Source organism: Paenibacillus sp. JCM 9796, from assembly GCF_055379675.1.
On the sequence record NZ_AP043723.1, the window covers coordinates 3,631,326 to 3,648,802 of the forward strand.

Annotated in this window: 12 protein-coding genes, 19 tRNA genes, 3 rRNA genes and 1 riboswitch; of the genes, 32 read left to right on the forward strand and 2 right to left on the reverse strand. The window is 52.2% G+C overall.

The genetic code is table 11. The annotated features are described in order from the left end of the window. The first annotated feature begins 78 nt into the window (after nucleotides 1-78). The 7 genes from ACZ439_RS17515 to ACZ439_RS17545 all read left to right on the forward strand — a co-directional run bounded on the left by ACZ439_RS17515 (nucleotide 79) and on the right by ACZ439_RS17545 (nucleotide 6,259). Nucleotides 79-777, forward strand: a complete 699-nt coding sequence (locus ACZ439_RS17515) for an MgtC/SapB family protein (protein ID WP_054798213.1) — start codon at nucleotides 79-81, stop codon at nucleotides 775-777. 98 nt (nucleotides 778-875) lie between these two features. After that, on the forward strand, nucleotides 876-1,478 hold the full coding sequence (locus tag ACZ439_RS17520) for an RNA polymerase sigma factor (protein ID WP_054798214.1): 603 nt from the start codon (nucleotides 876-878) through the stop codon (nucleotides 1,476-1,478). Beyond that, nucleotides 1,429-1,908, forward strand: a complete 480-nt coding sequence (locus ACZ439_RS17525) for an anti-sigma factor family protein (RefSeq protein WP_054798215.1) — start codon at nucleotides 1,429-1,431, stop codon at nucleotides 1,906-1,908. The genes ACZ439_RS17520 and ACZ439_RS17525 overlap by 50 nt, the downstream gene beginning before the upstream one ends. Nucleotides 1,909-1,921: 13 nt before the next feature. Beyond that, nucleotides 1,922-2,551: a hypothetical protein gene (locus ACZ439_RS17530; protein WP_127609912.1), complete on the forward strand. Its 630-nt coding sequence runs from the start codon at nucleotides 1,922-1,924 to the stop codon at nucleotides 2,549-2,551. A gap of 12 nt (nucleotides 2,552-2,563) precedes the next feature. Continuing rightward, a complete protein-coding gene (locus ACZ439_RS17535; RefSeq protein ID WP_127609914.1) occupies nucleotides 2,564-3,823 on the forward strand; it encodes a DUF4097 family beta strand repeat-containing protein in 1,260 nt (419 codons plus the stop codon). A gap of 160 nt (nucleotides 3,824-3,983) precedes the next feature. Then, on the forward strand, nucleotides 3,984-4,412 hold the full coding sequence (perR, locus tag ACZ439_RS17540) for a peroxide-responsive transcriptional repressor PerR (RefSeq protein WP_054798219.1): 429 nt from the start codon (nucleotides 3,984-3,986) through the stop codon (nucleotides 4,410-4,412). Between the two features lie 179 nt (nucleotides 4,413-4,591). Continuing rightward, nucleotides 4,592-6,259, forward strand: a complete 1,668-nt coding sequence (locus ACZ439_RS17545) for a glycosyl hydrolase family 18 protein (RefSeq protein WP_464619986.1) — start codon at nucleotides 4,592-4,594, stop codon at nucleotides 6,257-6,259. A gap of 74 nt (nucleotides 6,260-6,333) precedes the next feature. On the opposite strand, the gene ACZ439_RS17550 is transcribed toward ACZ439_RS17545, so the two are convergent. Then, nucleotides 6,334-6,732: a DUF2614 family zinc ribbon-containing protein gene (locus ACZ439_RS17550; RefSeq protein ID WP_127609918.1), complete on the reverse strand. Its 399-nt coding sequence runs from the start codon at nucleotides 6,730-6,732 to the stop codon at nucleotides 6,334-6,336. Nucleotides 6,733-6,876: 144 nt separating this feature from the next. On the opposite strand from ACZ439_RS17550, the gene ACZ439_RS17555 reads away from it, so the two are divergent. The 25 genes from ACZ439_RS17555 to ACZ439_RS17675 all read left to right on the forward strand — a co-directional run bounded on the left by ACZ439_RS17555 (nucleotide 6,877) and on the right by ACZ439_RS17675 (nucleotide 16,287). Continuing rightward, the gene (locus ACZ439_RS17555; protein WP_141336587.1) at nucleotides 6,877-7,770 is read left to right on the forward strand and encodes a nucleotidyltransferase-like protein; all 894 of its coding nucleotides are present in this window, start codon (nucleotides 6,877-6,879) and stop codon (nucleotides 7,768-7,770) included. Nucleotides 7,771-7,788: 18 nt separating this feature from the next. Beyond that, nucleotides 7,789-7,930, forward strand: a riboswitch (TPP riboswitch). Between the two features lie 88 nt (nucleotides 7,931-8,018). Then, nucleotides 8,019-8,219, forward strand: a complete 201-nt coding sequence (gene thiS / locus ACZ439_RS17560) for a sulfur carrier protein ThiS (protein ID WP_201318063.1) — start codon at nucleotides 8,019-8,021, stop codon at nucleotides 8,217-8,219. Between the two features lie 63 nt (nucleotides 8,220-8,282). Beyond that, nucleotides 8,283-9,056: a thiazole synthase gene (locus tag ACZ439_RS17565; protein ID WP_464619987.1), complete on the forward strand. Its 774-nt coding sequence runs from the start codon at nucleotides 8,283-8,285 to the stop codon at nucleotides 9,054-9,056. Nucleotides 9,057-9,432: 376 nt separating this feature from the next. Continuing rightward, nucleotides 9,433-10,973 (forward strand): 16S ribosomal RNA (locus tag ACZ439_RS17570). A gap of 135 nt (nucleotides 10,974-11,108) precedes the next feature. Beyond that, nucleotides 11,109-11,225, forward strand: a 5S ribosomal RNA gene (rrf, locus tag ACZ439_RS17575). 36 nt (nucleotides 11,226-11,261) lie between these two features. Continuing rightward, a tRNA-Ile gene (locus ACZ439_RS17580) sits at nucleotides 11,262-11,338 on the forward strand. Nucleotides 11,339-11,355: 17 nt separating this feature from the next. Continuing rightward, nucleotides 11,356-11,431: transfer RNA gene (locus tag ACZ439_RS17585), tRNA-Ala, on the forward strand. A gap of 158 nt (nucleotides 11,432-11,589) precedes the next feature. Continuing rightward, nucleotides 11,590-14,637 (forward strand): 23S ribosomal RNA (locus tag ACZ439_RS17590). Together the 16S, 23S and 5S rRNA genes with 19 tRNA genes alongside form the textbook arrangement of a ribosomal RNA operon. A gap of 86 nt (nucleotides 14,638-14,723) precedes the next feature. Next, nucleotides 14,724-14,799, forward strand: a tRNA-Asn gene (locus tag ACZ439_RS17595). Between the two features lie 3 nt (nucleotides 14,800-14,802). Beyond that, nucleotides 14,803-14,891: transfer RNA gene (locus tag ACZ439_RS17600), tRNA-Ser, on the forward strand. Between the two features lie 26 nt (nucleotides 14,892-14,917). Next, nucleotides 14,918-14,992, forward strand: a tRNA-Glu gene (locus ACZ439_RS17605). 4 nt (nucleotides 14,993-14,996) lie between these two features. After that, nucleotides 14,997-15,072, forward strand: a tRNA-Val gene (locus tag ACZ439_RS17610). A 21-nt stretch (nucleotides 15,073-15,093) separates the two neighbouring features. Beyond that, a tRNA-Met gene (locus ACZ439_RS17615) sits at nucleotides 15,094-15,170 on the forward strand. Nucleotides 15,171-15,214: 44 nt separating this feature from the next. Continuing rightward, nucleotides 15,215-15,291 (forward strand) — tRNA-Asp (locus tag ACZ439_RS17620). 32 nt (nucleotides 15,292-15,323) lie between these two features. Then, a tRNA-Phe gene (locus ACZ439_RS17625) sits at nucleotides 15,324-15,399 on the forward strand. 4 nt (nucleotides 15,400-15,403) lie between these two features. Next, nucleotides 15,404-15,479, forward strand: a tRNA-Thr gene (locus tag ACZ439_RS17630). A gap of 11 nt (nucleotides 15,480-15,490) precedes the next feature. Then, nucleotides 15,491-15,576 (forward strand) — tRNA-Tyr (locus ACZ439_RS17635). A gap of 7 nt (nucleotides 15,577-15,583) precedes the next feature. After that, nucleotides 15,584-15,657, forward strand: a tRNA-Trp gene (locus tag ACZ439_RS17640). Nucleotides 15,658-15,672: 15 nt separating this feature from the next. Then, nucleotides 15,673-15,748 (forward strand) — tRNA-His (locus tag ACZ439_RS17645). Between the two features lie 17 nt (nucleotides 15,749-15,765). Beyond that, nucleotides 15,766-15,837: transfer RNA gene (locus ACZ439_RS17650), tRNA-Gln, on the forward strand. Between the two features lie 10 nt (nucleotides 15,838-15,847). Further along, nucleotides 15,848-15,922, forward strand: a tRNA-Gly gene (locus tag ACZ439_RS17655). A gap of 15 nt (nucleotides 15,923-15,937) precedes the next feature. Continuing rightward, a tRNA-Cys gene (locus ACZ439_RS17660) sits at nucleotides 15,938-16,011 on the forward strand. 7 nt (nucleotides 16,012-16,018) lie between these two features. Beyond that, nucleotides 16,019-16,107 (forward strand) — tRNA-Leu (locus ACZ439_RS17665). Between the two features lie 20 nt (nucleotides 16,108-16,127). Continuing rightward, nucleotides 16,128-16,204, forward strand: a tRNA-Arg gene (locus tag ACZ439_RS17670). Nucleotides 16,205-16,207: 3 nt separating this feature from the next. Then, nucleotides 16,208-16,287: transfer RNA gene (locus tag ACZ439_RS17675), tRNA-Leu, on the forward strand. A 59-nt stretch (nucleotides 16,288-16,346) separates the two neighbouring features. Here the strand turns inward: ACZ439_RS17675 and ACZ439_RS17680 are convergent. Continuing rightward, complete coding sequence (locus tag ACZ439_RS17680; protein ID WP_330164574.1) at nucleotides 16,347-17,420, reverse strand: polysaccharide deacetylase family protein; 1,074 nt, start codon at nucleotides 17,418-17,420, stop codon at nucleotides 16,347-16,349. Nucleotides 17,421-17,477: the final 57 nt, after the last annotated feature.

Consider the following 17,477-nt stretch of genomic DNA (forward strand, 5'->3'; position numbering starts at 1 on the left):
GGGGAAAAGGTCAAGTTCTAAAATTATTCGTAATAAAATAGTGTTCAACGGCCAGACCGTCAGAGGAGGGGTTACACGATGCAAGACCCTTGGACGATAGATACGTTTCACATCACGCTTCGACTGGTGCTTGCCTTGCTGCTCGGCGGAGTCATCGGCTTCGAACGGGAGCGGAGCAGCCGCGCGGCGGGCTTGCGCACGCATATTCTCGTTTGTTTAGGCTCGACCTTGGTGATGCTGCTGTCCATGTATGGCTTCGCCGATTTTGCCCGGCTGGACAACGTGCGCTTGGACCCGGCCCGCTTGGCGGCTCAAGTGATCAGCGGGATAGGCTTTCTCGGCGCGGGCACGATTCTTTATACGGGTAAATCGATTACCGGTCTGACGACGGCGGCTTCGTTATGGGTCGTCGCGGCGATGGGTTTAGCCATTGGCGCAGGGTTTTATTATGCGGCGGGGTTGGCCTGCTTTTTCGCACTGATTAGCTTATTCGTACTTAATCTGGTTGAGAAACGATATATGCACCATAGAAAAGTGCGCAGTCTGAAGCTGGAAGCTGCGGACATTCCAAGCTTGCTGGGACGGGTTACGCAGCTTCTGGGCAGCAAAGGCTGCGATATTCAAAAGCTATCCGTAGAAGAAGCGCCTGTCGACGCGGACGAGGCTGCGCGGATTCTCATCACGCTTTCGGTTCGTTTATCCAAGGGTGCCAAGGTGTCTGAGATGATCGAAGAGCTTCTGCGGCTGGAAGGCGTGCGCTCTGTGTCTCTGGACTAACCCGACGAAAAGACGATTCCGTTTTTTTGAAAAAATGAAGGGGACTTTCATGATCCTTCGTCTAAGAATTCGAGAAACATAACCGAGGCGGTGAAACGATGGGAAGCATGACGGATGAACAACTGGTCGACCTGATCCGTCAAGGCGATGATGCGGCGTACCGCATTCTGATGGAACGCTATCAGGATTATGTGTATACGCTGATTTACCGCATGGTCGAACATCGGGAAACCGCGGAGGACTTGACGCAAGAAGTATTTCTGAAGCTATTCCGAGGGGTGGAGCGTTTTCGCGGGGATTCTCAGCTGAAGACTTGGATTTATCGGTTAACGGTCAATTTAGTGACGGATTACCGCAGATCCCAGAAGCGCAAACCTTACGAAGCCATCATGGATAAAGTGAAAGGCTGGTTCGGAGACCGGAAAGAAGAACCGGAGGCCAAGACGCTTTTGAAAGAAGAGCAGCAGACGATACAGAAGCTGCTTGCCGATTTGCCGGACAAATACAAGCTGGTGATGTACTTGTACCATTATAAGCAGTTGTCCTACCAAGAGATTGCGGGCGTAACCGGTTTACCGATCAAGACAATCGAAACGAGACTTTACCGCGGGAAATCGATGCTCAAAGAAAAATGGTTGGAGGTGGGCGGGCATGACAGGCATACATCCAAAAGATCACGAGCTGTTACATTATCTGAATAATCGCTGCCCTGAGCTGGAGACGAGAAGGATCCGGCGTCATCTGAACGACTGCTCTTTTTGCAGAGAACGGCTTTCCGCGTTTCTGGACGTGGAGCTCGCGCTTAACGAGCTTCCGCTAATATCCGCGCCTGCCGGCATGTCCGAGCGGGTGCTGCAAGCGCTGAAGACCGATGCCCGTTCGGGAGACGGCAGCTCGTCCCTCAGCCCGTCTGACCGGGTTTTTCGCTCGGAAGCCGCCCGTAAGCCGAAGCGAAGCTCGGAGCTGATGAACGGGATGGTTGCTATCGCGGCGACTTACCTGTTTATCGCAACCGGCATTATCGGCAAAATCACTTCATTTAGCGCGGACGGCCTGGAATCCGGCGTACGTAACGGTGCCATTCAACTATATCAAGCCGTCGAGACGGTTTCACGACATCTGCTTTCGTAAGGGGGATCAAATGATGGAAGAGCAAACCAACAACATAAGCAAGCCGGAGCAAGATCGCGAGGACGAGTTCCTTCGAGAAAGGATGGAGCGATGGGGGCAATCGAGCAAGCCGCTCTATGATCCGTTCGTACCGCGGCGCCCGCGCAAAAACAAGTGGATTTCCGGCATTCTTTCGTTTCTGATTCCCGGTACCGGTCAGTTGTACTTAGGTTTGATGCAGCGTGGACTCGGAATCATGGTGCTGTTTATGCTGGATATTTTTGCGATCGTTTATTTTTCGATTGGCGTAAGCATCCCTTTAATCGTTTTGTTTTCGCTACTGCTCCCCGTCGTGTATTTCTATAATATCTTTGACGCTTTACAGCAGACCGATCGCGTGAATGGGTGGGGCGGACCTGGCGATTTGCAGGGGCAGACCGGCTTCGATCCTTTGACCTCGGCGGTAGAGAAGCCGTCTACGAAGTGGGGCAAAGGCAACAATTTCGGATATTTGCTTATCATGGCCGGTGTGATTTTGTTTTTGGCTGCGGGCAAGCCGGCATGGCTTGACTCGGTATTCGACTTTTTGGGCTCGACGTTCGGGGCTTTGATATTGATCGGGATTGGACTTGCTTTGTTTTTCAAAGAATCGATGAAAAAATAGGGAGTGTTCCGCATGTTAAAAGTAGGCCGCTACACCGCAGCCCTCATTCTCGTGCTTGTCGGAGGCGCCGTCATCGCCGATAAACTGACGGATGCAGGGCTCGCGAGCCGGCTGCTGGATTGGTGGCCGGCCTTGTTCATTATGCTGGGACTGGAATATATTTTTTACAACATGAGGTACGGTGACGGGAGCCGCCCGCTGCGTCTCGATATCGGCGGTCTGGTCTTTGCGGTAGTCGTTTCCGCCGTCGTACTGTTCAGTACGCAAACCACCGACATTTTTAAGCGGTTTGAAGGTTTGAAAGGCTTTGAAGGCATTCATATCGGCGACGTGATCGAAGGTTTCCGCGACGGCAAGCGATTTGACAAAGGCGTCACGAAAATCCCGATGCCATCCGATGTTGACAATGTGAAGATCGACAATACGAACGGGAACATCATGGTGAAGCCCGGAAGCGTAGACCAAGTCGAGATTGATCTGACCGTCTACGTGAATACGGACTCTGACAGCGAGGCCCAGGAAATCGCCGAAGCCTCGACCATCGAACATACGCTGAACGGCAGTACGCTGGATATTCGCACCGTGCCTAAAGAATATGGCACCGGCTTCATCGGCAAGCGTAAACCGCGTATGGATTTGACGATCACCGTGCCTTCGCATCACCCGACCAGCATGTCGCTGTATTTGAAGAACGGAATAATTGAAGCGGCTCAGCTCCCGATCAAACAATCGTTCTCTGCCGAATCGACGAATGGCCGGATTGTGATTACCGAGTTGGAGGGCGAGATTCACCTGAAAACGACGAACGGTGAAGTGAAATCCGCAAAAACACGCGGCGAAATTTCGCTGGAAACGACCAACGGCCGTCTGGAGTTAACCGATCATCGCGGGGACGCGCGACTGGAATCGAACAACGGCGAGCTTGTCGTCAACCGGCATACGGGCGGGCTGGAGGCGGAGACGACCAACGGCTCGATCTCGGCAGACGGCGCGTTCAAGCAATTGAAGACGGAAACGACGAACGGTAAGGTTCATATCGTCTCTTCGCAGGTCGAAGGCGATTGGGACGTGAAGACTTCTCACGGCGATATTGAATTAAAGCTACCGAGAAGCGGCAATTACCGGGTGAATGGTGAAGCAGACCAGGGTACAGTCCATACCGACCTGCCGCTTACCGTGGAGAAGAAGACGATTCACGGAACGATCGGCAGCGGCGCACATACCATTCATATCGAAACGAACAGTTCCCTATCCGTCAAAGCGTCCGATTGACAATTAGGTGAAAACACGGGTAAAATAAAGTGATACAGATTTCCTTGGTTGATCGGAACGTATAAGTTGCTGTACTTCTACCCTCGCATCACCAGGGCAGCGCGCCGGTCTTTTGGATGGGATGGCGTATCGGTTTATCTTGGGTTGGGCGGTGAACACAATGAATGCATTGGGGCAAGCGCTTCATAAGCTGAAGACGATGGGAGTACGGATGACGCCGCAGCGTCACGCCATTCTTTCCTATTTGCTGAATACGATGACGCATCCGACGGCGGATGAAATATACAAAGCTCTATCTCCTCAGTTTCCCAGCATGAGCGTAGCGACGGTGTATAACAATTTGAAGGTGTTCCTCGAAGCGGGATTAGTTCGTGAAATGACGTATGGCGATAATTCCAGCCGGTTCGATGCAGATCTGTCGGATCATTATCATGCGCTTTGCGAATCATGCGGCAAGCTGGTTGATTTTGCCTATAAGCCGCTTGATGAGCTGGAGCGGGCAGCCGGGGAGATGACCGGATTTCGCGTAAAGAGCCATCGGGTGGAAGTTTACGGCATTTGCTCCGAGTGCGCTATGAAGACAACATGATAGTTTACTAGAATTACGGTATAATGGACGTGTTCGGTTTCCGCCGGTAAGGCAGGAAACGAATGCGTCCTTTTTTTTACAACCCGACCGCACACAGGAGTGAAACTATGGATTCGAAATTTCCACCGGCCGGGGGAACCCGCAGCAATAAGAACCGCACAATAAGGTGGCTGTTATTCATGTTGGCTATCGGCTGCGCACTCATCCTCGGCACTTATTATTGGGCGGTCTATGTCCCGAATCGGCAGCATGTGCAGCCCGACTTTCAAGGAAATCCGAAACCCGTCTTTTATCAGGGAGGGATGATGAAAGACCCGGCTATCGGCAGCAAGGAATCGCTGAAGCTGTCTTTTGAAACCGTTCGAGAACGGATCGATTCAACCCTCGTTTATGAGCAAAAAACGGAGTCCACCATCATCACGACGCAAAATAAAGTGGTTCGGCTGCGAACGAGTGAATTGACCGGTTTGATTAACGAAAAGTCGTTTACGCTGAAGTTCCCGCTGGAGAAATCGAATGGCAAGCTATACTTGCCGATAGAACCGTTGAAAGATTTGTACCAGATCGATTTGCGCGAATCGGCCGAATCGGGCGCGGTTCTCCTGTTTAAAGAAGGAGAGACCATCCGCTGGTTTAAAACAGTCGCTTATGACGGGAAGCCCGATAAGACGATTGACATGCGGCGCAGCCCATCGATCAAAGCTCCGATTTTGGCCGATTTGAGGCAGCAGGAGAGCGTGATCGTATGGGGAGAAGAAGGCGATTGGTATCGCGTTCAGCTTGTTAGCGGCTATACAGGCTACGTACGCAAGGAGCAATTGGCTGCTGACCGCGAGGAGACCGTACCGGCCAAAGCGCCTGAACCGGCTTTTATGCCGAAGCAGCCGATTACCGGTAAAATCAACGTGACCTGGGAGCACGTCGTCAGTAAAAATCCGGACACATCCAAAATTCCGGCAATGCCCGGACTCGATGTCGTCAGTCCGACCTGGTTTCACTTGCAGGACGGCGACGGCAATTTGCAAAATTTGGCCGACCCCGCCTACGTGAAATGGGCGAAGTCCAGAGGCTACCAGGTGTGGGCGCTGTTCAGCAATGGCTTTGATCCGAAACGGACGACAGAAGCTTTATCCACTTACGACAAGCGGATGAAGATGACGAAGCAGCTGCTGAGCTTTGCTCAAATGTATGGCCTGCAGGGGATTAACATCGACTTCGAGAATGTCGACCTGGACGACAAGCAGAACCTTGTTCAATTCGTTCGGGAAATGACGCCGCTTCTGCATGAACAAGGTCTCGTCGTCTCTATAGATGTGACGCCGCGCTCAGGCAGCGAAATGTGGTCGATGTTTTACGACCGGAAGGCGCTGATCGAATCGGTCGATTATATGATGCTGATGGCGTACGACGAGCATTGGGCGAGCAGTCCGAAAGCGGGTTCCGTCGCGTCCTTGCCCTGGGTAGAAAGCTCGATCCAAGGCCTGCTGAAAGAGGATAAAATCCCGCCCTCCAAGCTGATTCTCGGCATTCCCTTTTATTCTCGCGTATGGACGGAAGGCGTGAAGGACGGCAAGACGACCGTCAGCTCCAGGGCCGTATTTATGGAGATGCCCCAGCGGATTATGCGCGAACAGAAGATCGAAGCGAAATTTGACGAGGAGTCCGGACAAAATTACTTGGAGTTTACGGAAGAAGGCAAGCCCGCAAAAATTTGGATTGAAGACGAAACGAGCGTTCGGGCGAGAATCGCACTCGTTAAAAAGTATGATCTGGCCGGCGTCGCTTCATGGCGCAGAGGATTTGAAGTGCCGGAAGCCTGGAAATGGGTGAATGAGGAATTGAAGTAAGATAGCCTGACAAAAAAAGCGGCTTGTCCCTCGCCCTGAGCGAAGGTCAGCCGCTTTTTCGTTTAGGCTCGACACTACGTAGTCGTCGTGCGTTCTTCTTTTGATACGGTATCGGTTACACCGACAACGGGCTCGTCGTTTTCTTTGGGCGCGTGAGCCGGGTCCAAAGAAAGGATCGTTTTACAAAACATGCATCGATCCGTTTTGCCGATAATTTTCGTCGCTTTGCCGCATTCCGGACAAACGACGACGACAGCGCTTGTGGACATCATACCGGCCGCGAAATAGATGCCCATGCTGACCAGCATCATGATTGCGCCGATCACCATTCCGACCGCGGCGAAAAACCGCCCGGCCGTCCCCCATTCGAAAACGATACCCGCCAAGCCCAGAATCATAAGCGCCATGCCGCCCATCGTAAGCAGCAATCCCCATAATCGGAACTCGTTAGCCTTACTGGATTTGAATCGCACGATACGTCACTTCTTTCGCTTAAGAATTGTGAGTTTTGTCACAAAAAAATGCAGGAAATTGAGGATTCATGTAGAAATACATAAGAATATAGAACATAACGATCAATTCATGCTTCTTTTAAGTCAGGGGGCTTTTTTCTACTCATGGAATCGTTAAAACACCAGTGTTTACAAAGATTCCGGCACGATGCCACCGTCCTTAGCGTGCTTGCGGTTGATCATCAGTCGCTATATTCAGCTGTAACCGACGGCTTTGATTATCTGATACTCGTCGTCAGCAGTCAAGTCGATCGTGCGCATCAACAAATTCATTATATAAAAGACAAGTTGCGTATACAAGAAAGATGGATCACTCCCGAGTCGCTCGACGAATTGATCCTGCACGGCGAGCAGCGCAATTTCATTTTCTGGATCTTAAAAGGGGAGATACTTTTGGATCGCGAAACGTATCTGGAGAGTCTGCGTCATCGGATGCTGGAGTTCCCTGCCGAATTAAGGGAGCATAAGCTGCTGATCGAGTTTTCCAAGTTTTTGCGCAGTTACACGCAGAGCAAAGACTATTTGGCGGAAGAACACCTTCTTGACGCTTACAACATTATACTGGAAGCGCTGCACCATTGGGCGCGCATCGTGATTGTCGAAGCGGGCTACCACCCGGAGGTGACGGTCTGGAGCCAGGTGAGAATGATCAATCCCGGCGTATACAAGCTGTATGAGGAGCTTACCTTGAGCAAAGAGACACTGAAGCAGCGGGTCGAATTAGTACTGCTGGCATGTGAGTTTTCCGTCATGTCCAAAATGCAGCGCTGCTGTAAGCCGCTGCTCAATTTACTTGCCAGCCGCGAGGAAGCTTGGAGTGTGCAAGAGCTGCAGCAGTCGCCGGGGCTGTCCGACGTCAGGAACGAACTTCCTCTGCTGTTGAATAAACTCGTCAAGAAATCGCTCGCCAAAGAGGTTGTAGTGACGGCCGATCCCGAACTGAAATTGCTGGAGCTGCGATATCGGGATGTCAGAGGTGTCAAAAACCAGGTGATATGATATAATGATAGACAATCGAATAGCCACTAGGGGAGCCTCAAGATGCGGGGCTGAGATAAAGAAGCTTTCTTTGACCCTTGGAACCTGACTCGGCGGCCCGCGCCATTTCGTGCGGACGTCACTGGATGATGCCAGCGTAGGGAAGTGGACGAATGCATGAGCGATCATTCGGCATTTGGTCATGAAGTCAACCTGCACAGGTTGGCTTTTTTTGCTTGAGCCGGGCAAAAATCGGAGGAGGGACACCGTTGAAGTTGGTCGTTAACGGAGAAGTGCGCGAGGTAAGCGGCGTGGCGACGGTCGCGGAGCTGCTCGGTTTTTTTAAGTTGCAGCACAAAATATTAGTCGTCGAACTAAACCGTGTAATTATTGAACGGCATCAGTATGAAAGCACACCCTTACAGGAAGGCGATCAATTGGAAATCGTTCATTTTGTGGGTGGCGGTTAAGTCTTCATGAGCTTGAGTTAAACCATCGTACTAGAATCGTACTAGAAAAGGAGAAAGAATAACATGACTGACCTGTTGAAAATCGGTCCCTATGAGTTTAAATCGCGTTTGCTGCTTGGCACGGGCAAGTTTACGTCGCTGGACATTCAGGCGGATGCAGTTCGGGCTTCGGAAGCCGAGTTGCTCACATTCGCGATTCGCCGTCTGCCGATAGACAATCCGGAAGCACCTAATTTTCTAGAAACGCTTGATCTGAGGAAATTCAGACTGCTTCCGAATACGGCAGGAGCTTACACCGTCGATGAAGCGGTGAGAATTGCCCGTTTAGCCAAAGCGTCCGGACTATGCGATATGATCAAGGTTGAAGTCATCGGCGATCCGAGAACGCTCCTTCCCGATCCTGTAGGCACTCTGGAAGCGACCAAGATATTAGTAGAAGAAGGTTTTATCGTGCTGCCTTACACGTCGGACGATCCAATCTTGGCAAGAAAGCTTCAAGAAGCGGGTGCCGCTGCGGTCATGCCGGGCGCTTCTCCAATAGGTTCGGGCCAAGGGATTGTGAACCCGGGCAACCTGCGGTTTATTATTGAAGAAGCGAAGGTGCCGATTATTGTCGATGCGGGCATCGGCGGTCCGGCGGATGCTGCGCTTGCGATGGAATTGGGCGCCGACGGTGTGTTATTGAATACGGCCGTGGCCGGCGCGGCTAACCCTGCTTTAATGGCTGAAGCATTTAAGCTTGCCGTTGAAGCCGGACGCAAAGGTTTTTTGGCCGGACGAATACCTAAGAAGCGGTATGCATCAGCCAGCAGTCCGGTTGAAGGCATGATCGAATAGGAGTGGGAAGGGGCTGCGCAGGACTGCCTGCCCCTTCTTTTTAAGACAGAAAAAAAATTTGGCTACTAGCTTGACTTTCGACTTAGGCATATGTTAAATTAATTCTCGCCGCTTAAAAGGACTTATCTTTTAAGAAGGTGAGAAGCAAGCAGTGAAGAATTGGAAATAAAAAATGCTTGCATTGAGTTAGGTGAATGTGGTATATTATAAAAGTCGCCGCTAAACGAAGCGACAATAAATGACAAAGAAGAAATGGCGTGAGAACGCGGCTTTGTCGGACAATTGCCCTTTGAAAACTGAACATCGAGTGAGTGCCTTAAATAAGAGATAGCAATATCTCAGCTAGCTTCAACAATGAGCAAGTCAGCTTTCTACTTTAATGGAGAGTTTGATCCTGGCTCAGGACGAACGCTGGCGGCGTGCCTAATACATGCAAGTCGAGCGGACCATTCCTTCGGGGATGGTTAGCGGCGGACGGGTGAGTAACACGTAGGCAACCTGCCTGTAAGATCGGGATAACTACCGGAAACGGTAGCTAAGACCGGATAGCTGGTTTCTCCGCATGGGGGAATCATGAAACATGGGGCAACCTATGGCTTACGGATGGGCCTGCGGCGCATTAGCTAGTTGGTGGGGTAATGGCCCACCAAGGCGACGATGCGTAGCCGACCTGAGAGGGTGATCGGCCACACTGGGACTGAGACACGGCCCAGACTCCTACGGGAGGCAGCAGTAGGGAATCTTCCGCAATGGGCGCAAGCCTGACGGAGCAACGCCGCGTGAGTGATGAAGGTTTTCGGATCGTAAAGCTCTGTTGCCAAGGAAGAACGCCTCGGAGAGTAACTGCTCTGAGGGTGACGGTACTTGAGAAGAAAGCCCCGGCTAACTACGTGCCAGCAGCCGCGGTAATACGTAGGGGGCAAGCGTTGTCCGGAATTATTGGGCGTAAAGCGCGCGCAGGCGGTCTTTTAAGTTTGGTGTTTAAGCCCGGGGCTCAACCCCGGTTCGCACTGAAAACTGGGAGACTTGAGTGCAGGAGAGGAAAGCGGAATTCCACGTGTAGCGGTGAAATGCGTAGAGATGTGGAGGAACACCAGTGGCGAAGGCGGCTTTCTGGACTGTAACTGACGCTGAGGCGCGAAAGCGTGGGGAGCAAACAGGATTAGATACCCTGGTAGTCCACGCCGTAAACGATGAGTGCTAGGTGTTAGGGGTTTCGATACCCTTGGTGCCGAAGTAAACACAATAAGCACTCCGCCTGGGGAGTACGCTCGCAAGAGTGAAACTCAAAGGAATTGACGGGGACCCGCACAAGCAGTGGAGTATGTGGTTTAATTCGAAGCAACGCGAAGAACCTTACCAGGTCTTGACATCCCTCTGACCGGTACAGAGATGTACCTTCCCTTCGGGGCAGAGGAGACAGGTGGTGCATGGTTGTCGTCAGCTCGTGTCGTGAGATGTTGGGTTAAGTCCCGCAACGAGCGCAACCCTTGAACTTAGTTGCCAGCATTCAGTTGGGCACTCTAAGTTGACTGCCGGTGACAAACCGGAGGAAGGTGGGGATGACGTCAAATCATCATGCCCCTTATGACCTGGGCTACACACGTACTACAATGGCCGGTACAACGGGAGGCGAAGTCGCGAGATGGAGCGAATCCTTAGAAGCCGGTCTCAGTTCGGATTGCAGGCTGCAACTCGCCTGCATGAAGTCGGAATTGCTAGTAATCGCGGATCAGCATGCCGCGGTGAATACGTTCCCGGGTCTTGTACACACCGCCCGTCACACCACGAGAGTTTACAACACCCGAAGTCGGTGGGGTAACCGCAAGGAGCCAGCCGCCGAAGGTGGGGTAGATGATTGGGGTGAAGTCGTAACAAGGTAGCCGTATCGGAAGGTGCGGCTGGATCACCTCCTTTCTATGGAGTCCATGTCACCTGCAGGGTGGCGGACAAATCTACAGCAGCACCACTGCTGTATACAGAAGCACTCATTTCGATGTTTAGTTTTGAAAGGCGCAATAGCCTTTCTCGGTTAGTCCGCTAACCGATTCGTTTGGTGATGATGGCGGAAGGGAACCACGCGTACCCATCCCGAACACGAACGTTAAGCCTTCCAGCGTCGATGGTACTTGGACCGCAGGGTCCTGGGAGAGTAGAACGTCGCCAAGCGAATCCACCTTGTGTGGATGAATAAGGTCAACATGAGGGCCCTTAGCTCAGCTGGTTAGAGCGCACCCCTGATAAGGGTGAGGTCGGTGGTTCGAGTCCACTAGGGCCCACCATAAATTTCATAATGTTTGGGGCCATAGCTCAGCTGGGAGAGCGCCTGCCTTGCAAGCAGGAGGTCAGCGGTTCGATCCCGCTTGGCTCCACCAAAAACTACCTCTTGTCGAGCGATCGGCATTATGGTAAGATGACTTTCCTGCCGGTTGAACGGCAGCAAGAACTTGTTCCTTGAAAACTGGATAAACGAAACAAAGCAACAAATGCTGAATCAAAATCCGGTACGACTTCGGTCGTACAAGTGATAGCTGGATAAGCTATAAAGAGCACACGGAGGATGCCTAGGCACCAGGAGCCGAAGAAGGACGTGGCGAACAACGATAACGCCTCGGGGAGCCGTAAGCAGGCATTGATCCGGGGATGTCCGAATGGGGGAACCCGCGTGAGGTAATACTCACGTACCATGCAGTGAATACATAGCTGCATAGGAGGCATACGAGGGGAACTGAAACATCTAAGTACCCTCAGGAAAAGAAAACAAAAGTGATTCCGTCAGTAGCGGCGAGCGAAAGCGGATTAGCCCAAACCAAGGAGCTTGCTCCTTGGGGTTGTAGGACGCCGTCGTGGGTGCAGCAGGTTAGGCGAACAGGTCTGGAAAGGCCGGCCATAGAGGGTAAAAGCCCCGTAACCAAAAGTCTGCGAACACCCTAGGCGTATCCTGAGTAGGGCGGGACACGTGAAACCCCGTCTGAATCCGGCAGGACCATCTGCCAAGGCTAAATACTCCCTGGTGACCGATAGTGAAGCAGTACCGTGAGGGAAAGGTGAAAAGAACCGCGGGAGCGGAGTGAAAAAGAACCTGAAACCGTGTGCTTACAAGAAGTCAGAGCCCGTTCATGGGTGATGGCGTGCCTTTTGTAGAATGAACCGGCGAGTTACGTTTGCAAGCAAGGTTAAGGTGAGAAGCCGTAGCCGCAGCGAAAGCGAGTCTGAATAGGGCGAAATAGTTTGTAGGCGTAGACCCGAAACCGTGTGATCTACCCCTGTCCAGGGTGAAGGTGCGGTAACACGCACTGGAGGCCCGAACCCACGAATGTTGAAAAATTCGGGGATGAGGTGGGGGTAGCGGAGAAATTCCAATCGAACTCGGAGATAGCTGGTTCTCCCCGAAATAGCTTTAGGGCTAGCCTCGGGAGATGCGTCGTGGAGGTAAAGCACTGATTGGGTGCGGGGCCCGCCAAGGGTTACCAAGTCCAGTCAAACTCTGAATGCCACAGACGTTATCCCGGGAGTCAGACAGTGAGTGCTAAGATCCATTGTCAAGAGGGAAACAGCCCAGATCATCAGCTAAGGTCCCCAAGTGTGTGTTAAGTGGGAAAGGATGTGGAGTTGCACAGACAACCAGGATGTTGGCTTAGAAGCAGCCACCATTGAAAGAGTGCGTAATAGCTCACTGGTCGAGTGACTCTGCGCCGAAAATGTAACGGGGCTAAACACACCACCGAAGCTATGAGTCAGCATCGTGTTCACTGCGTCTTTGAGGTCATGTTTGGCCACGGGACATTCGCCAGATTCAACGACTAAAGTTGATGAAAGAATCTGGCTAAATGTCTCCAGGGGCTAAACATCCTACTTCGAAGCTGGAGTGAACACGATGCGGGCAGTAGGGGAGCGTTGTATGCGGGTAGAAGCTGGATCGTGAGGACTGGTGGACTGCATACAAGTGAGAATGCCGGTATGAGTAACGAAAAGATCAGTGAGAATCTGATCCGCCGTAAGCCTAAGGGTTCCTGAGGAAGGTTCGTCCGCTCAGGGTAAGTCGGGACCTAAGGCGAGGCCGAAAGGCGTAGTCGAAGGACAACAGGTTGAAATTCCTGTACCACCGTGAACCGTTATGAGCAATGGGGTGACGCAGAAGGATAGTGACGCGAGCTGATGGATGCTCGTCCAAGCAGTGAGGCTGGTGTGCAGGCAAATCCGCACACCGTAAGGCTGGGCTGTGATGGGGAGGGAAATTTAAGTACCGAAGGTCATGAGTTCAGGCTGCCAAGAAAAGCCTCTAGCCAGGGAGAAGGTGCCCGTACCGCAAACCGACACAGGTAGGCGAGCAGAGCATGCTAAGGCGCTCGGAAGAACTCTCGTTAAGGAACTCGGCAAAATGACCCCGTAACTTCGGGAGAAGGGGTGCCTCGGTAGGGTGAATAGCCCGAGGGGGCCGCAGTGAAAAGGCCCAAGCGACTGTTTAGCAAAAACACAGGTCTGTGCGAAGCCGCAAGGCGAAGTATACGGGCTGACGCCTGCCCGGTGCTGGAAGGTTAAGGGGAGCGGTTAGGGGTAACCCGAAGCTGTGAACCGAAGCCCCAGTAAACGGCGGCCGTAACTATAACGGTCCTAAGGTAGCGAAATTCCTTGTCAGGTAAATTCTGACCCGCACGAATGGCGTAACGACTTGGGCGCTGTCTCGACGAGAGATCCGGTGAAATTTTAATACCTGTGAAGATGCAGGTTACCCGCGACAAGACGGAAAGACCCCATGGAGCTTTACTGCAGCTTGATATTGGACTTTGGTACGATCTGTACAGGATAGGTGGGAGCCTGGGAAGCCTGCGCGCCAGCGTGGGTGGAGGCGCCGTTGGGATACCACCCTGATCGTATCGGAGTTCTAACCTGGTACCGTGAACCGGTACGGGGACAGTGTCAGGTGGGCAGTTTGACTGGGGCGGTCGCCTCCTAAAGAGTAACGGAGGCGCCCCAAGGTTCCCTCAGAATGGTTGGAAATCATTCGAAGAGTGCAAAGGCATAAGGGAGCTTGACTGCGAGACAAACAGGTCGAGCAGGGACGAAAGTCGGGCTTAGTGATCCGGTGGTACCGCATGGAAGGGCCATCGCTCAACGGATAAAAGCTACCCTGGGGATAACAGGCTTATCTCCCCCAAGAGTCCACATCGACGGGGAGGTTTGGCACCTCGATGTCGGCTCATCGCATCCTGGGGCTGAAGTAGGTCCCAAGGGTTGGGCTGTTCGCCCATTAAAGCGGTACGCGAGCTGGGTTCAGAACGTCGTGAGACAGTTCGGTCCCTATCTGTCGTGGGCGCAGGAAATTTGAGAGGAGCTGTCCTTAGTACGAGAGGACCGGGATGGACGTACCGCTGGTGTACCAGTTGTTCCGCCAGGAGCACGGCTGGATAGCCAAGTACGGACGGGATAAGCGCTGAAAGCATCTAAGCGTGAAGCCCCCCTCAAGATGAGATTTCCCAATTAGTAAGACCCCTTGTAGACGACGAGGTTGATAGGTTCGGGGTGGAAGCGCGGCAACGTGTGGAGCTGACGAATACTAATCGGTCGAGGGCTTATCCAAAAAAGACTTTCACTTTAGTGAAGTCAAAGCATTCAGCATGCTGAGTTTCGTATCCAGTTTTCAGGGCGTAAGCTCTGAAGTAATATTCCCCGATAGCTCAGTTGGTAGAGCACTCGACTGTTAATCGAGTTGTCACAGGTTCGAGTCCTGTTCGGGGAGCCATATGGAGAGGTGTCCGAGTTGGCCGAAGGAGCACGATTGGAAATCGTGTAGGCGTCACAAGCGTCTCGAGGGTTCGAATCCCTCTCTCTCCGTAGAACTGCAGAATAAGTATTCGCAAGGCCCGTTGGTCAAGGGGTTAAGACACCTCCCTTTCACGGAGGTAACAGGGGTTCGAATCCCCTACGGGTCACCATTATGGAGGCTTAGCTCAGCTGGGAGAGCATCTGCCTTACAAGCAGAGGGTCGGCGGTTCGATCCCGTCAGCCTCCACCATAATTGCTTTTTGTTTAACGACGCGGGGTGGAGCAGCCCGGTAGCTCGTCGGGCTCATAACCCGAAGGCCGCAGGTTCAAATCCTGCCCCCGCAACCAAATTCATCTCGGAGATCATAGCTTCGATATTGAATACATAGTGTGGAGCCGTGGTGTAGAGGCCTAACATGCCTGCCTGTCACGCAGGAGACCGCGGGTTCGAATCCCGTCGGCTCCGCCATTATTTAAACTATGAATGGATTTGTAAGGTTAGGCTCGGTAGCTCAGTCGGTAGAGCAGAGGACTGAAAATCCTCGTGTCGGCGGTTCGATTCCGTCCCGAGCCACCATTATGCCGCTGTAGCTCAATTGGTAGAGCAACTGACTTGTAATCAGTAGGTTGGGGGTTCAAGTCCTCTCGGCGGCACCACAGTTTCATATGGAGGCTTAGCGAAGTGGCCAAACGCAGCAGACTGTAAATCTGTTCTCTGACGAGTTCGGTGGTTCGAATCCATCAGCCTCCACCATTTTCATAGGGGCATAGTTTAAAGGTAGAACAAAGGTCTCCAAAACCTTTGGTGTGGGTTCGATTCCTGCTGCCCCTGCCAAACAAATTTCATATGGCGGTCGTGGCGAAGGGGTTAACGCACTGGTCTGTGGCTCCAGCATTCGTGGGTTCAAGTCCCATCGATCGCCCCATTTTTCTAAACTCACATTGGGGATTAGCCAAGCGGTAAGGCAACGGACTTTGACTCCGTCATGCCTAGGTTCGAATCCTAGATCCCCAGTTTCATTCTTGCGGAAGTGGCTCAGTGGTAGAGCATCGCCTTGCCAAGGCGAGGGTCGCGGGTTCGAGTCCCGTCTTCCGCTCCAATTTTATAGCTGTGTGGCGCCATAGCCAAGTGGTAAGGCAGAGCTCTGCAAAAGCTTTACCCCCAGTTCGAGTCTGGGTGGCGCCTCCAATCTTACGCCGGAGTGGCGGAATCGGCAGACGCACAGGACTTAAAATCCTGCGGTAGGTGACTACCGTACCAGTTCAAGTCTGGTCTTCGGCACCACTCCAATCTAATTGTTTTATGTGCCCTTAGCTCAGCTGGATAGAGCGTTTGACTACGAATCAAAAGGTCAGGAGTTCGAATCTCTTAGGGCACGCCACCAGCCGGTATGGCGGAATTGGCAGACGCGCGCGACTCAAAATCGTGAGGGAAACCGTGGGGGTTCAAGTCCCTCTACCGGCATCAAAGCATAGAGAGCGAATTATTCGCTCTCTATGCTTTTTTTTATATGTGTTTTTCTTTTATTTTCCTTTCGGGACGTTAAGCAATTCCGGTAAAGTGACAAGACGATAACCTTGGCCTTGTAACTTCTCGATAACATGAGGCAATGCGCGAACGGTGCCGCTTAAATCTTGGGTAGAGCCACCCCCGGAATGTTGAAGAACGATTGAACCGGCTTTGGTGTGATGCAAGATATTGGAAGTCACTTGAGGCTCATTTAATTGCTTCCAGTCCATCGAATCAACGTTCCAATTGACAACAAGGTAACCACGATCCGAAGTCCATAGAAGTTGATTCTCGCTGATTTCACCGTAGGGTGGACGGATTAGTCTCGGTCTGTAGCCAATTAAGCTGTGCAAGGTGTCTTGCGTTTGCAGAATCTGATGCTGAAAGGATTGCTCGTCCAGTTTGGTGAACAGCGGATGCGAATAGGAATGATTGCCGATAACATGTCCTTCATTGACGATGCGTTTCACGACTTCCGGATGCTTCTCGGCTTGTGAACCGACAATGAAGAAGGTCGCCTGCACGTGATATTTTTTCAAAATATCGAGCACTTGGGGGGTAAACTTAAGATCAGGCGCATCGTCAAAGGTAAGAGCGACTTTTTTACCGGTCGAAGAACCGCGTAATCGTAAAAGCTGGGGATACTTTTTTACAAGCTGAGAGAGCGTTAGACGCTGGTTTTGCGCCGCAGCCGTCGTGTGGTTCGTTTGTTTCTGTTTACCGGTTTTGGCGGATACGGTTTTTGGCGGAGCTTGCGTCTTAGCTGCCTTCTTAGGGACAACCTGCTGCTGGGCAGGCGCCGGGACGGTTTCCGTATGAACTTCCGGTGTCGGCTTAACGGGCGCAGCAGGGACTTTGTCGGGAATGGACGGAGTCAAGCTTTCGATTCGTGTATGGGGGGACGATGTGGAACCCGTATTTCGTGTTGAAGGTGTATCGTTGGACGCCTGGGCCTGTTTTGAATTCCCTTGACTTGTCCAAGGGGACGCTTGCGGTGTTGTATGAGGATGGGGTTGTGCCGAACAGGACGTCAACGCGATGCTGAGCATCGTCGTCCAAGCGAGATTCATTCCTATACGAGGATACACGGTGCCTCCCCCTTATCCATAAAGTTATCTTAGTGTTGGATAGGAGGAGGAGAATTA